The 13810-nt window shown below is 70.6% G+C and carries 8 protein-coding genes; 4 read left to right on the forward strand and 4 right to left on the reverse strand.

Annotated elements, in window-relative coordinates:
- Positions 1–163 precede the first annotated feature (163 nt).
- The 4 genes from L2Z93_RS04825 to L2Z93_RS04840 form a co-directional block, all read right to left on the reverse strand.
- Positions 164–2809, reverse strand: coding sequence for a helix-turn-helix transcriptional regulator (locus L2Z93_RS04825; protein ID WP_090586850.1), 2646 nt, complete (start codon positions 2807–2809; stop codon positions 164–166).
- A gap of 40 nt (positions 2810–2849) precedes the next feature.
- Positions 2850–3383, reverse strand: coding sequence for a DUF4333 domain-containing protein (locus L2Z93_RS04830; protein WP_193438906.1), 534 nt, complete (start codon positions 3381–3383; stop codon positions 2850–2852).
- A 63-nt stretch (positions 3384–3446) separates the two neighbouring features.
- Positions 3447–4472, reverse strand: a complete 1026-nt coding sequence (locus L2Z93_RS04835; RefSeq protein ID WP_090586848.1) for a bile salt hydrolase — start codon at positions 4470–4472, stop codon at positions 3447–3449.
- A gap of 11 nt (positions 4473–4483) precedes the next feature.
- On the reverse strand, positions 4484–4939 hold the full coding sequence (locus L2Z93_RS04840; RefSeq protein WP_260575506.1) for a very short patch repair endonuclease: 456 nt from the start codon (positions 4937–4939) through the stop codon (positions 4484–4486).
- 84 nt (positions 4940–5023) lie between these two features.
- On the opposite strand from L2Z93_RS04840, the gene L2Z93_RS04845 reads away from it, so the two are divergent.
- From L2Z93_RS04845 to nirB, 4 genes are all read left to right on the forward strand, one after another.
- Positions 5024–6187 carry a DNA cytosine methyltransferase gene (locus L2Z93_RS04845; protein ID WP_090586844.1) on the forward strand — a complete coding sequence of 388 codons (1164 nt, stop codon included), beginning with the start codon at positions 5024–5026 and terminating at the stop codon, positions 6185–6187.
- The gene (locus L2Z93_RS04850; protein ID WP_202971895.1) at positions 6177–7067 is read left to right on the forward strand and encodes a GIY-YIG nuclease family protein; all 891 of its coding nucleotides are present in this window, start codon (positions 6177–6179) and stop codon (positions 7065–7067) included. Before L2Z93_RS04845 ends, L2Z93_RS04850 begins: the two co-directional genes overlap by 11 nt.
- Positions 7068–7167: 100 nt before the next feature.
- Positions 7168–11145: a bifunctional nitrate reductase/sulfite reductase flavoprotein subunit alpha gene (locus L2Z93_RS04855; protein WP_090586841.1), complete on the forward strand. Its 3978-nt coding sequence runs from the start codon at positions 7168–7170 to the stop codon at positions 11143–11145.
- 129 nt (positions 11146–11274) lie between these two features.
- On the forward strand, positions 11275–13809 hold the full coding sequence (nirB, locus tag L2Z93_RS04860) for a nitrite reductase large subunit NirB (protein ID WP_090586839.1): 2535 nt from the start codon (positions 11275–11277) through the stop codon (positions 13807–13809).
- The last annotated feature ends 1 nt before the right edge of the window (position 13810 follow it).

The following is a 13810-nucleotide window of genomic DNA, read 5'->3' on the forward strand; positions in this document are numbered from 1 at the left end:
AGGAGCCGAAAAGGCTCGAAGCGTTAGCTCGATTCGAGGTGATGACCATGCTGCTCGACCTCCGCTGGGTGCCGTTCCGGTTGTTCCACCGGCACCACACCGCTCGCTAACCACCCATCCCGACTTCCGCGACCGCGCGCAGCCACGCTGTGCGCGGTCGCTCCTATTTCCGCCCGGGTGTTTCTCCGAGCAGCACGAAACGCGCTGCCTCGGTGCGCGATCCGACGCCCAGCTTGCGATACGCGTGGTACAGGTGATTCGCCACCGTCTTGGTGCTGACGCCCAGCCGTTTCGCGATCTGTCGATTGGTCAGTCCGTTGGCCACCTGCTCCAGGATGCGGCGTTCCGCATCGGTCAGCGCCCCCATCCCGTCGACCGCCGCCGCGGGATCAAGCCTGGCCGCCCACGGCGCGGCGCCGAGCCGCCGGAACGCATGCCGGGCTGCGGCGGCGGTGGCGCCGCAGCCGTCGGACTGCGACTTCAGCAGTAGGGTCCGGGCGTAGTCGAACCCATCGATCGCCGGGTGATAGACGCTCAGCGCGCGGTCCAACAGCGCCCGGGCCTGGTCCGGGTCCGGATGCAGCAACGATTGGGCGCGCAACGCCGTCGCGGTGGTCCACCGGCTGGCCGACCCGGTCGCGGCCACCGCGACCAGGTGCTCGGCGACGGGCTCTGCCTCGGTGGGCCGACCGACCGCCACGTACGCCTCGACCAGGTCGGCGTGCCAGCGTGCGAGTTGCGGAGACAGCAGTCCGCCGATCTGCTCGAAACTCCACAACTCCTCCAACGCGGTGATCGCGTCGTCGTAGCGTTGCGCCGTCAACGCCGCGAATCCGGCGTTGGCGAGCAGGAAGTAACGCGCCCCGACCGTCGACTGCTCGTCGGAGATCGCGAACCCCAGCTCGAGATCATCGGTGGCCGCCTCGTCGTCGCCGCGAACCGCCCGGATCCGGGCGCGCAGCGACAGCCAAAACGGCGCGAACGCCCGCTGGCCGGTGGACATGCTCAATGCGATCGCCTCATCGAGGCAGCTCAGCGCTTCGTCGAAACGTGAAGCGCGAATCCATGTTTCGCCGAGCGCGCCGAGGGTCATCGCCAGCGATGACCGCGCGCCCTCGCCGTGCAGCCGGCCGGCCAGCGCGGTGAGGGTGTCCACGGCCGTGTCGTAGCGCTCGCCGATGGCGAGCGCCCGACCGATGTGCAGGCCGATCATCGGATCGAACTCGACGAGATCGACGAGGTCCGGACCCCCGGACAACTCGTCGACCAGCTGTTGGGCCCGGGATTCGTCCTGGGCGCTGACCGCATGGGCATTGATCACCCGCGCCACGCCCCATTCGCGAGTGTCGGGTTTGCTCAGCGAAACCGCGGTGTCGGCGCTGTCGGCGATGACGGTGACCAACCCGAGCATGCCGAGCGGCAGACACATCCGGGCGTACACCGCGCCCAGGGCGTCCGGCGGCGCCGTCTCAAGCGCCTGATGCAAACGATTCCACCCTGCCCCGGGCGCGCCGTTGGTGGCTTCCAGGGTGGCCAGGGTCAAGATGGCGGACACGTGCAGATCCCGCGCCTCCGGTTCGGCGAGCAAGTCCTCCAGGCGGCGACGGGCGCCAGGGGCATCACCGGCCGAGCTGAGCAGCTGGGCGGCCTCCAACAACAGGCTGTGCCGACGGGCGACATCGGCGGTGAGGTCGACGGCGCGGTCCAGGATCAGCGCGGCCGCGTCGGTGCCTCCGCGCTTTCGGGTCAGCCGCGCAGTTTCGGTCAGCTCGTCGACGAGCGACTCGTCGGGCCCGATGACGCCGCGGGCCCGATGCAACAGGCGCACATCGTCGGACAGCAATGGGCAGTCAGCCAGTTCCAGGTCCAGTTCACGTTGTTGGGGCGCGGGCATGACGGCGATCAGCGCGCTGCGCAGCAGCGGATGCTGCAGTTGCAGCCGGCCGCGATGGAGCCGCGCCAACCCGTCGTGCTCCAAGACCGGCAGCGCTTCCGCGGCGGCGGGCCGTAGGGCGGCCAGTACGGCCCAATCTCCGTCGGCGGTGACGGCGGCCAGATTCAGCAGATCTCTCGGCGGGCAACCCTGCGGCGGGAGCTGCTGGGTGAAGACGGCGCGCAGGTCGGAGCTCAGCGGGATCTCATCGGGTAGCGGACGGGCTCCGGACAACTCGTCCGGGGTCAGCACCTTGGGCAGGTTGATCAATGCCAGCGGGTTCCCGTCGGCGAGGTCCAGCAGGTGGCGGGTAATCTCCGGGGTGATCGGCGCGGTGGCCGCGCCTCGCAGCAACCGGATCGCCGAGTCCTCGTCGAGCCCGCGCATCTCCTCGATGGCGAATCCTTCGGAGAATGTCGTTGTGGCCGTGACCCGCCGCCCGGTGATGACGGTCAGCGCGTCGGTCGTCTCGGCGCGACGCAACGCCAGATTGAGTGCCGTACGGCTGGTCGGATCGGCGTCGTGAATGTCGTCGATGAGCAGCGCGACGGGACCGTGTTGCTCGAGGGCGCGGCGCAATGTTTCACCGGCCAACAGCGGATCAACTTCGGCGGCAAGCGATTTCGCTTCATTCGGCCCGGACAAAGCGGCGAGGACGTCGGCTGCGGTGGACATCGGAGCGGCGAACTCACCGCCCCGGCACGAGACCGTGCGGGCCGCCCGGCCGGCGCGGGCGCCCAGCCAGTTGAGCATGCTGGATTTGCCGATACCGGGATCTCCGATCAGGACCAGGACCCGCCCGGCCCCGTTGCGCGCGCCGTCCCAATGCCGCCCCAGGCGATCGCGGAGCTGCGTTCTCCCGATCACGCCTGCCATGGGCAGGCACGGTATCGCAGCGGGATCGACCCCCGCTGCGTTACTCGTCGTCCACGCCGACCAGTTCCCAGCGGTCGGAGGTGTCCACGCCGCCCGCTGTCACCTTCACCGGCCGGGTGTCGCCGCGCCGATCGGCGGCGGTGCACTCGAAGGACTTGCCGGCCTCGACCACCTTCACGCCCTCGCCGCAGGTGACGGTGACCGCGAAGCCGCGGTCGGCGGAGATTTCCTTGGCCAGCTGCTGCGACAGGTTGGACAGGTCGTATGCGGTGTCCATGGTGGCGAAATCGACGTTGTTCTTATCGTCGGTGACGGTCACTTGCACGCGGACCGGGTTGCCGGACAGATCCGCCTTGCAGATGAAGGTGTCGCCGGACTTCGGTGTGTCCTTCAACCGCGGGCAATCGACGCTGTCGACCTGGCGGCCGATCGGCTCGTAGCTCGCATTCAGCTCGTCGGCGATGGCGGACTCCAACTTCTCGTAGTCCGGACCGCCGGAGGACACGGAGAACGAGCAGGCGGCGACGGCCGGCGCCAGCAGGAACAGCGGGGTCAAAGCTCGTCGGGAAGTCATGCCGGTGAGCCTATGAGCGTCGCCGAGCGGTGGATATGGGCACAATTGCCCATCCGTTTCTCGCTAGGACTTCTTCTTCGCCGCGGCCAGCAACTCGTTCATCACCGGGATCGTCAGCAGGTTCAGCGGTCCGCTGTCGGCGAACTGGCTGCTGACGTTGCCGGCGATGCCGCCCTGCAGCGCCAGCTTGCTCTGCAGGTCGAGCTTGAGCTGCGGGGCGCCTTCGCGCAAGTCCAGGTCGGTCAGGTCCACCCAGACGATATTGGGCCGCGTCGTCGACTCGTAGACGTAGCGCTTGTTGGTGAGGTCGGCGACCACCTGCCAAATGGTCTGCGAGGCATCGGGTTTGCCCTCATCCGGGGTGCGAAAGGGTTGCGCGGCGTTGCGCATCACCGACAGGATCGCGGCGATGCCCTGCAACTGGGTGCTGGGCTCCGGCAGCCGGGCGGCGTAGTGGGCGGCCCGGACGAACCGGTCCGACGCCACCGTCGACCCCGGGATCGGCTTGTCGCCGCCGAATCCCTCGTAGCCCTTGAGCAGCTCCAACTGCTGGTCGAACGGCGGCGAGTTGGTCATCACGGTGTAGCTGCGGTCGTGGTGCGCGTTCAGTTTGCCGTCGATGTACTCGATGATCGCCGAGTCGCCGGTGGCGTCATCCAGCGCCAGGTGCAACGCGGGTTCCACGCCGGAGGTGGGGTCGACCATCGGCGCGATCTGAACCTGGGTCTGGTTCATCCAGTCCACCGCCTCGGCCACCGTGGCGAAGTTGTCCAGGATGTACTGCAGCCAGACCGCCTGGGACAGCACCGGACGGGATTCGTCGCGCGCGCCGTAGTTCGACTCCGCCAGCCACAGGATGTGCCCGGACAGGCCGGCCTCGTTGATGCCGTCGGCCGAGAAGATGTCCATCGCGGTGGCCACCACGCTGCCGTACTTGGCGGACCAGCTGAGCTCGCCCGCCACGCCGTCGTCGCGCTTGACTCCGCGGGGCAGCGCCCACAGGTTGGTTTGCAGATCGAACCGGAAGTCCATATTGCGTCCGGTCAGAACGGATCCGTTGGCGTCGGGCCACAGCACTCGGGTGCACATGGTTGGCGAATCTAGTCCACCGGCGCCGTGTTGATCGTCGGATCGGGTCCGCGCGGCGCGCCGGTCACGGTCGCGCGCACCGCGTCGGCGACCTGCTCGGGCGGTTGGTGCGCCCAGAACCGCAGCACCGTCCACCCGGCCGCGGTGAGCGCCTCGTCGGTGGCGCTGTCGCGGGCCTTGTTACGGGCCACCTTGGCCGTCCAGTACTCGGAGTTGGCGGTCGGCCGTCGATGGTGTTCGGGACATCCGTGCCAGAAACAGCCGTCGATGAACACCGCCACCTTGCGTCGGGGGAAGACCAGATCGGCGGTGCGGCGCAGCTGCGGCAGCGGGCGGGCGTTGACCCGATAGCGCAGTCCCATCGCGTGCACCCGGCGGCGCACCGCCAGCTCCGGGGCGGTGTCCCGGCTGCGATTGCCCTGCATGGCGCGGCGGGTGTGCTCGCTGGACGCCCAGGATTCGGCCACCTTCGCGAGCCTACCCAGCGCAAACGGGCGTCCGGCCGCGTTGCGCTCCGGATCTGTCGGTCGCGGAAGTTAGTGTCTTTCTCCGTGGGGAAAGTGACGTCGCTGCGCGAGGCTCGGCCCAGGCCCAAGGCCATCGAGTTCTTCGCCGGCATCGGGCTGGCCCGCATCGGATTGCAGCAGTCCGGGTTCCGGATCGCCTGGGCCAATGACTACGAGGCCGACAAGCGCGATATGTACCTCGGCCACTTCGGCGAGACCGACGACCACACCTTCACCCTCGGCGACATCGCCGCCGTCGACGCGGCGGATTTACCCGTCGACGCGGCGCTGGCCTGGGCATCCTCACCGTGCACCGACCTGTCGCTGGCCGGTGGCCGGGCCGGGCTGGCCGGCCGCGAGTCCGGCACGTTCTGGCATTTCGTCGCCCTGATGGACCAGTTGGGGGGCAACCGGCCGCCGGTGATCGTGCTGGAGAACGTCACCGGGCTGGCGACCTCGCACGGTGGTGACGATCTGGCCGCCGCGATCACCGCGTTCAACACCCTCGGCTACTCGGTGGACGTGCTCGCCCTGGACGCCCGCCGCTTCCTGCCGCAGTCCCGGCCGCGGCTGTTCGTCGTCGGAGCGCTCAACCCGCCCCCGGACGTCGCCGACGAGGGCGGGCCGTTACGGCCGGACTACCTGCAGTGGGTGTTCGGCGACCCGAGTCTGCGCACCCACCGGGCGGCGCTGCCCGACCCGCCGGCCCCGCGCACCGACGGCCTCGGCGACTGCGTCGAACAGATGAGCGCGGCCGACCCCCGGTGGTGGGACGCCGAGCGCACCGCCGCCTTCGCCGCCTCGCTCTCGCCCATTCAGGCCGACCGCGTCGACCGGCTGCGCCATTCCCGCGGGGTCAAGTTCCGCACCGCCTACCGACGCACCCGCGGCGGGGTCGCGGTCTGGGAGGTGCGCCCCGACGACATCTCCGGTTGCCTGCGCACCGCCCGCGGCGGTTCCTCGAAGCAGGCCGTGGTGCGCCTCGGCAACAATCGGCTGCAGGTGCGGTGGATGACCCCGCTGGAGTACGCGCGGCTGATGGGCGCCGACGGCTACACGCTGTCCGGCGCGCGAAACAACCAGGCGCTGTTCGGGTTCGGCGACGCGGTCGCCGTCCCGGTGGTGCGCTGGCTGGGCGACAACTACTTGATGCCGCTGTTGCGCGGTGAGTTGACGGCGCCGGAGGAACTCACCGCCCGTGTCCAGTAAAGGCGCCGCCTCGATCAACCCCGCGCCGTCGCGGCCGCGGAAGAGCGAGCTGCCCGCCGACGACGTCCGCCGGTTCCGCAGCCGCCTGCGAAAGTTCGTGGAAGCCAAGGACGCTGCCGGCCGCAAGTGGGCGGGCGCGCAGTGGGGTGTCTACGCGTTCTACGACTATGACGGCGAACCGATTTACGTCGGGCAGACCAATGAGCGGCTCAGCGTGCGGATCGGCCGCCATCTCACCAACCAGCGCACCGACGTGGTGGCGATGCGCATCCTGGATCCCTTCGAGGTCGCCGAGGTGCAGGTGTGGCCGCTGTGGGACCTGGAGGGTGTGGGCCGCGGCCACCCGGGCTTCGCCGCCGCTCGGGCCCGGCTGGACGCCTGCGAGCACACCGCGTACGCGCAGGCCATCGAAGGCTCCCGGTTCGGCGCGATCCTCAACGAGAAGATCCCGCCGCGCGCCGAACCCGTCGAGTTGCCGCCGTCGCTGCGCCGGCCGATCCTCGACAGCGAAGTCCGCAAGGAGCGCGGGCACCCCGATATTCGCATCGCCCGCCGCGCCGAGAACATCTCGCGGCTGGCGGCGGTGGCCCGCGAGCGCGGCGAGGTCTCCGAGGGTCTGCGCCGGGTGCTGGTCATCCAGGCCGTCCGGCTGGCCTACCTGTCCGCTGAGCGGCTGGCACACGTCGAAGGCCTGCCGATGCCGGACCCGGCCGCCATCGCGGTGCGGCAACTGGTCGGATCCACCTTGCACGAACCGACGAGCCGACCCGGCGAGGACGCCCTGTTCGAGGAGGACGGCCTGTTCGACGAGGACGGCGGCTTCGAAGACGGCTCTGACGCCGGGGACGCCCTCTACCTGGACTGGGACCCGCGGGACTGAAACGATCTCACCGCCACCCGCCTCGGCCGGCGCGCACCTGGTCATCTGCCCGTAACACCGACGGGCGCACCGTGAAACACCCACTGGCCACCGTGAACACGTGGACGTCGACACGGTGTGCGGGTACTGCGGGGTGGGCTGCGGCCTGACCCTGCGGGTCGCCGACGGCCGCGTCGTGAGCTCCACGGGACGCGCCGATCACCCGGCCAACCGGGGGCGGCTGTGCACCAAGGGCGCGACCACCGCCGACATGCTGGCATCCGGCGGCCGGCAAACCACCGCTGAACTACGGGTGTCCCGCGACGACGAGCGCACCCCCGTCGGGCTGAACACCGCGATCAGCGCCGCCGCGGCCCGACTGCGCGCCATCCGCGACGAGCACGGCCCGGACGCCATCGCGCTGTACCTGTCCGGGCAGATGAGCCTGGAGGCGCAGTACCTGGCCACCAAACTGGCCAAGGGCTACCTGGGCACCAAATGGGTGGAGTCCAACTCCCGGCTGTGCATGGCCAGCGCCGGCACCGGCTACAAACAGTCCCTCGGCGCCGACGGACCGCCCGGCAGCTACGACGACCTGGACCACGCCGACGTGTTCCTGGTCATGGGGGCGAACATGGCCGACTGCCACCCGATCCTGTTCCTGCGGATGATGGACCGGGTCAAAGCCGGCGCGAAGCTGATCGTCGTCGACCCGCGCCGCACCGCCACCGCCGCCAAAGCCGACCTGCACCTGCCGATCCGTCCCGGCACGGACCTGGCCCTGCTCAACGGCCTGCTCGCGCTGATCGCCGACCGCGGCGCACTCGACGCCGGGTTCATCGAGGCGCACACCGACGGCTGGGACGCGATGCCTGCGCTGCTAGCCGAATATCCGCTGGAGCGGGTCGCCGAGCTGACCGGGCTTGGCGCCGAGGATATTTCGGCCGCCGCGGATCTGATCGCCGGGGCGGACAACTGGACCAGCCTGTGGACCATGGGCCTGAACCAGTCCATTCACGGCACCTGGAACACCATCGCGCTGTGCAACCTGCACCTGGCCACCGGCGCCATCTGCCGCACCGGTTCCGGCCCGTTCTCCCTGACCGGGCAACCGAATGCGATGGGCGGCCGCGAGATGGGCTACATGGGCCCGGGTCTGCCCGGCCAGCGCAGCGCCCTGGACGCCGACGACCGGAGGTTCGTGGAAGAGGTCTGGGGCCTGCGCGACGGGACGCTGCGCGCCGAAGCGGGCGCGGGCACGGTCGCCATGTTCGAGCAGCTGGCCGCCGGAAACATCAAGGCCGCCTGGATCATCTGCACCAACCCGGTCGCGTCAATGGCCAACCGCGCCAACGTGATCGACGGGCTGAACAGCGCCGAGCTGGTGCTCGTGCAGGAAGCCTTCACCGGCGCCGAGACCGTCGGGTACGCCGACATCGTGCTGCCGGCGGCGCTGTGGGCCGAGGCCGACGGCGTGATGGTCAACTCCGAACGCACCCTGACCCGGTGCGCGCCGGCGATGCCGCCGCCCGGGGACGCCCTACCCGACTGGAAGCTGATCTGCCTGATCGCCGACGAGCTCGGCTACGGCCCGGCCTTCGACTTCCCGGACGCCGCAGCAGTTTTCGACGAGCTGACCCGGTTCCACAACCCGCGCACCGGCTGGGACCTGCGCGGCGTCGACCACGCCCGGCTGGCCCGCGGGCCGGTGCAATGGCCCGCGCCACCGGGGGCCGGGGACCGCAACCCCATCCGCTATCTGGACGCGTCCGCCGGATCCGACGGCCGCGGTTTGCGGTTCGCCACCGCCTCGGGGCGGGCGCAGTTCCTGCCCCGGCCATACCTGCCGCCGGCGGAACTGCCCGACGACGACCACCCGATGCTGCTGACCACCGGCCGGCTCGCGCACCAGTGGCACACCATGACCAAGACCGGCCGGGTCGGCAAGCTCAACAAGCTCAATCCCGCGCCGTTCCTGCAGGTCCATCCCGAGGACGCCGCGCGGTTCGGGTTGGTCGCCGGAGGGCACGTCCGGCTCGCCAGCCGTCGCGGCGCCGCGACCGTGCCGGTGGCGATCGACGACGCGGTCCGGCCCGGCGTGTGCTTCGCGCCCATGCACTTCGCCGACGCGTTTGGACCGGAGGTTTCCGTCAATGCCGTCACCAACGACGCGGTCGACCCGGAGTCGCTACAGCCCGAGTTCAAGGTGTGCGCGGTGGCGTTGACTCCGGTCGCCGCGCCCCAGCCGATCGCCGCGCCCACGCCCGTCGCCTCCGCTGCCGCCGGCGCGGTGTCCGCCGCGGCAGGGCCGCTGTCCGTGGCCCTCGGACCGTACGCGGCGGGGCCCGGTGAGCTTTCCGCGGAGGCAGCCGGCTACCTCGGCGGGCTGCTGGCCGGATGGAGCGCCAGCGCACCCGACCAGGCGCCCGCGGTGCCCGCCGACGCGCCGCTGACCCCGATCGCGCGCGCCTGGCTGGAGGGCGTGCTGGCCGGCGTGTTCGGCCCCAAGTCTGAACCGGGCGCGCAGCGCCCGTCGGTGACGGTGGTGTGGGCCTCCCAGACCGGCACCGCCGAAGGCTATGCCGCCGACTGCGTCGCCGCGCTGGCCGCCGTTGGGATCACCGCGACGGTGCGCGGCGCCGAGCAGGTCAGCCCCGCGGATCTCACCGGCGCGGTGTTGTTCCTGGTCGCCACCACCGGTGACGGGGACCCGCCGGACAACGGGGTGGCGCTGTGGGACGCGCTGGCCTCGGCTGCCTCCGGTGACCTGGAGGCGCTGCGGTTCTCCGTGCTCGGCTTCGGCGACCCCTCCTACGCCGATTTCTGCGGGTTCGCCCGCAAACTCGACGCCCGACTGGAGCATCTCGGCGGCCGGCGCATCGCGCCGCGGGCGTCCTGCGAACCGGACTACGCCGACACCGCGGCGGGCTGGCTTGCCGCCGTCATCGCCGCCCTCGGCGCCGGTGAAATCCCCGGTGTCGGCGCCTCGGCCGGGGACGTCGTCGCAGCCCAGCCGACCCCGCAGCCTGCCCCGTACTCCAGGACCAACCCGCTGCGCACCCGGCTGCTGAGCGCCGAGCGGCTCTCCGGGGCCGGCTCGGCCAAGGACGTGCGGCGGTTCACCTTCGCGCTGCCCGGCGCCGAACTCGGCTACCGCGCCGGCGACGCGCTCGGAGTCTGGCCGCGCAACACCCCGACGGTCATCGAGACCTGGTGTGAGCTGACCGGGATGAGCCCGGAAGAGGAGCTGGAGCGCCTGGATCTGACCAAGATCACCCCGGCCGCGCTGCGGTTCGTCGCCGAGCGGGCCGCCGATCCTGACGACCTCCAGAAGATCATCGACGAACCATCGCTGTTCGCGGACTGGGCCTGGGGCAAACAGCTGGCGGATCTGCTCATCGCACACCCGGTGACCGCCGAGCCCGCGCAGTGGCGGGAGTTGCTGCGCCCGCTCGCCCCGCGGCTCTACTCGATCAGCTCCAGCCCGCGCGAAGACCCCGACCGGGTGTCGATCACGGTGTCGGTGGTGGGCTTCGACACCGACACCGGCCGCCGCAGCGGGGTGTGCTCGTCGTTCCTGGCCGGCCTCGCCGACGACGAGGTGGAACTGTTCGTCCAGCCCACCCGCGGTTTCCTGCCGCCCGCCGACGACGCCGCGGCCGCGGTGATGATCGGGCCCGGCACCGGGATCGCGCCGTTCCGCGGCTTCCTGCACGACCGGGCCGGTCGCGGCCACCGCGGCGACAATTGGCTGTTCTTCGGCGAGCAGCATCAATCCTGCGACTTCTACTACCGCGAGGAACTGGAGAAGCTGCAGGCCGACGGTGTGCTGACGCGGCTGGACACCGCGTTCTCCCGAGACGGCGACGGCAAGGTCTACGTGCAGGACCGGATGCGCGAGCACGCCGCGGAGCTGTGGTCCTGGATCCGCCGCGGCGCGCATCTCTACGTCTGCGGCGACGCCGCCCGCATGGCCCGCGACGTCGACGAGGCGTTGCGCGGCATCGTGGCCGAGCACGGCCAGATGGCCGCCCGCAGCGCCGACGCCTACGTCAAGGCGCTGGCGGCCGAGGGCCGGTACGTCCGCGACGTCTACTGACTCCTCACGCCCCCGTCGCGCAGCCGGTGAGGAAGTCGTGACGGCGGCGCAATATCGCAGCCCAGTCCGGGCAACACCGCGTTCCTACCGTGATGGCAATCCGGCTCGGCCGGGGTGAGGAGACGCTAGATGAGCAGGCAGCAGACCGCGGTGGTGGTCGGACACGGCATGGTGGGACACCGATTCGTCGAAGCGCTGCGCGCCCGCGACGGCGAGGGCGCCTGGCGGATCGTGGTGTTCGGTGAGGAATCCGACGCCGCCTACGACCGGGTCGGGTTGTCGTCCTACGTCGGGGTCTGGGACCGCAGTCAGCTGGCGTTGCCCGGCAACGACTACGCCGGCGACCCGCTGGTGCAGTTGCGGCTCGGCGAAACCGTCACCGCCATCGACACCGCCGCCCGGCTGGTGCGGACGCCAACGGGGGAGCAGCGCTACGACGCCCTGGTGCTGGCCACCGGCTCCTACGCCTTCGTGCCGCCGGTCGACGGCAGCGACGCCCGCGGCTGCCACGTCTACCGCACCCTCGACGACCTGGACGCGATCCGCGCCGACGCCGAAGCCGCGCTGGCCCGGGACCCGAACGCCGTCGGCATGGTGGTCGGCGGTGGCCTGCTCGGACTGGAGGCGGCGAACGCGCTGCGCAGCCTCGGCCTGCGCCCGCACGTGGTGGAGCGCAACCCGCGGCTGATGCCCCAGCAGGTGGACACCGGCGGCGGGGAGCACCTGGCCCGGATGATCACCGAACTCGGCATCGACGTCACGTTGTCCTCGGGGACCGCGGCGATCACCCGCAATGCCGAGGACACCGCGCTGCAGGTCACCCTGGCCGACGAATCGGTCGTTGAGGTGGCGGTGGTGGTATTCGCCGCTGGTGTCCGCCCGCGCGACGAACTCGCCGCCGCGGCCGGCCTGGAGCTGGCCGAACGCGGCGGCGTGCTGACCGACCTCCGCTGTGTGACAAGCGATCCGGCGGTCTTCGCGATCGGCGAGGTGGCCGCGATCGAAGGCCGCTGCTACGGCCTGGTCGGCCCCGGCTACAGCACCGCCGAGGTGGTCGCCGACCGGTTGCTGGGCGGCGACGCGTCCTTCGGCGGCGCGGACCTGTCCACCAAACTCAAACTGCTCGGGGTCGACGTCGCCAGCTTCGGCGACGCGATGGGCCTGACCCCCGGGGCGCTGGACGTGGTGGTCTCCGACCCGATCGGCGGAACCTACGCCAAGCTGGTGCTCTCTGACGACGCGCAGACATTGCTCGGCGGCATCCTGGTGGGCGACGCCTCGCAGTACGGAGTGCTGCGCCCACTGGTCGGCTCGTCACTGCCCGGCGACCCGGTCTCGCTGATCGCACCCGCCGGCACGGGTGGCGGCGCCGCGATCGGGGTCGGCGCACTGCCCGCCGAGGCACAGATCTGCTCCTGCAACGACGTCACCAAGGCCACGCTGTGCTCGGCCATCGCCGACGGCTCCTGCACGGTCGCCGAGCTGAAGGGCTGCACCGGCGCGGGCACCTCCTGCGGATCGTGCGTGCCGTTGCTGTCGCAATTGCTCGAAGCCGAAGGCGTCACCGTCTCGAAAGCCTTGTGCGAGCACTTCTCCCAGTCCCGCGCCGAGCTGTTCGAACTGATCCAGGCCAGCGGGCTGCGGACCTTCTCCGCGTTGATCGCCCGGTTCGGGTCCGGCACCGGCTGTGACATCTGCAAGCCCACCGTCGCCTCCATCCTGGCGTCCACCAGCTCCGATCACATCCTCGACGGTGAGCAGGCCTCGCTGCAGGACTCCAATGACCATTTCCTGGCCAATATCCAGCGCAACGGCACCTACTCGGTGGTGCCGCGGATGCCCGGCGGGGATGTCACCGCCGAGCAACTGATCGTGATCGGCGAGATCGCCCGCGATTTCGGGCTGTACACCAAGATCACCGGCGGCCAGCGCATCGACATGTTCGGGGCCACCGTCGACCAACTGCCGCTGATCTGGCGGCGGCTGGTGGACGCCGGCATGGAATCCGGTCAGGCGTACGGGAAGTCGCTGCGAACCGTGAAGAGCTGCGTCGGCACCGACTGGTGCCGCTACGGCCAGCAGGACTCGGTGCAGATGGCGATCGACCTGGAACTGCGCTACCGCGGGCTGCGCTCGCCGCACAAGATCAAGATGGGCGTCTCCGGCTGCGCCCGGGAATGCGCGGAGGCGCGCAGCAAGGACGTCGGCGTCATCGCCACCGAATCCGGCTGGAACCTCTACGTCGGCGGCAACGGCGGTATGACGCCGCGGCACGCCCAACTGCTGGCTTCCGACCTCGACGGCCAGACGCTGGTGCGGTATGTCGACCGCTTCCTGATGTACTACATCCGCACCGCGGATCGGTTGCAGCGCACCGCATCCTGGGTGGAGTGCCTCGACGGCGGGATGGACCGGCTGCGCGAGGTCATCGTCGATGACGCGCTGGGCCTCAACGCCGATTTCGAAGAGGCGGTGGCCCGGCACGTCGACGGCTACGCCTGCGAATGGAAGGGCGTGCTGGAGGATCCGGACAAGCTGGCCCGGTTCGTCTCCTTCGTCAACGCACCCGGGGCGCCGGATCCGACGGTGTCCTTCGGGGAGAAGAACGGCCGCAAGGTGCCGGTGCTGATCGGCAGTCCCACGCTCGCAGTCAGGAAGGGCTGAA

Origin of the sequence: Mycolicibacterium brumae, assembly GCF_025215495.1 — a bacterium.
Classification (GTDB): domain Bacteria; phylum Actinomycetota; class Actinomycetes; order Mycobacteriales; family Mycobacteriaceae; genus Mycobacterium; species Mycobacterium brumae.

Coding starts and splice junctions, on each gene's coding strand:
- nirB (WP_090586839.1), top strand. CDS start 11,275: ATGAGCAGGCAGCAGACCGCGGTGGTGGTCGGACACGGCATGGTGGGA.
- L2Z93_RS04830 (WP_193438906.1), bottom strand. CDS start 3,383: ATGACTTCCCGACGAGCTTTGACCCCGCTGTTCCTGCTGGCGCCGGCC.
- L2Z93_RS04825 (WP_090586850.1), bottom strand. CDS start 2,809: ATGGCAGGCGTGATCGGGAGAACGCAGCTCCGCGATCGCCTGGGGCGG.
- L2Z93_RS04835 (WP_090586848.1), bottom strand. CDS start 4,472: ATGTGCACCCGAGTGCTGTGGCCCGACGCCAACGGATCCGTTCTGACC.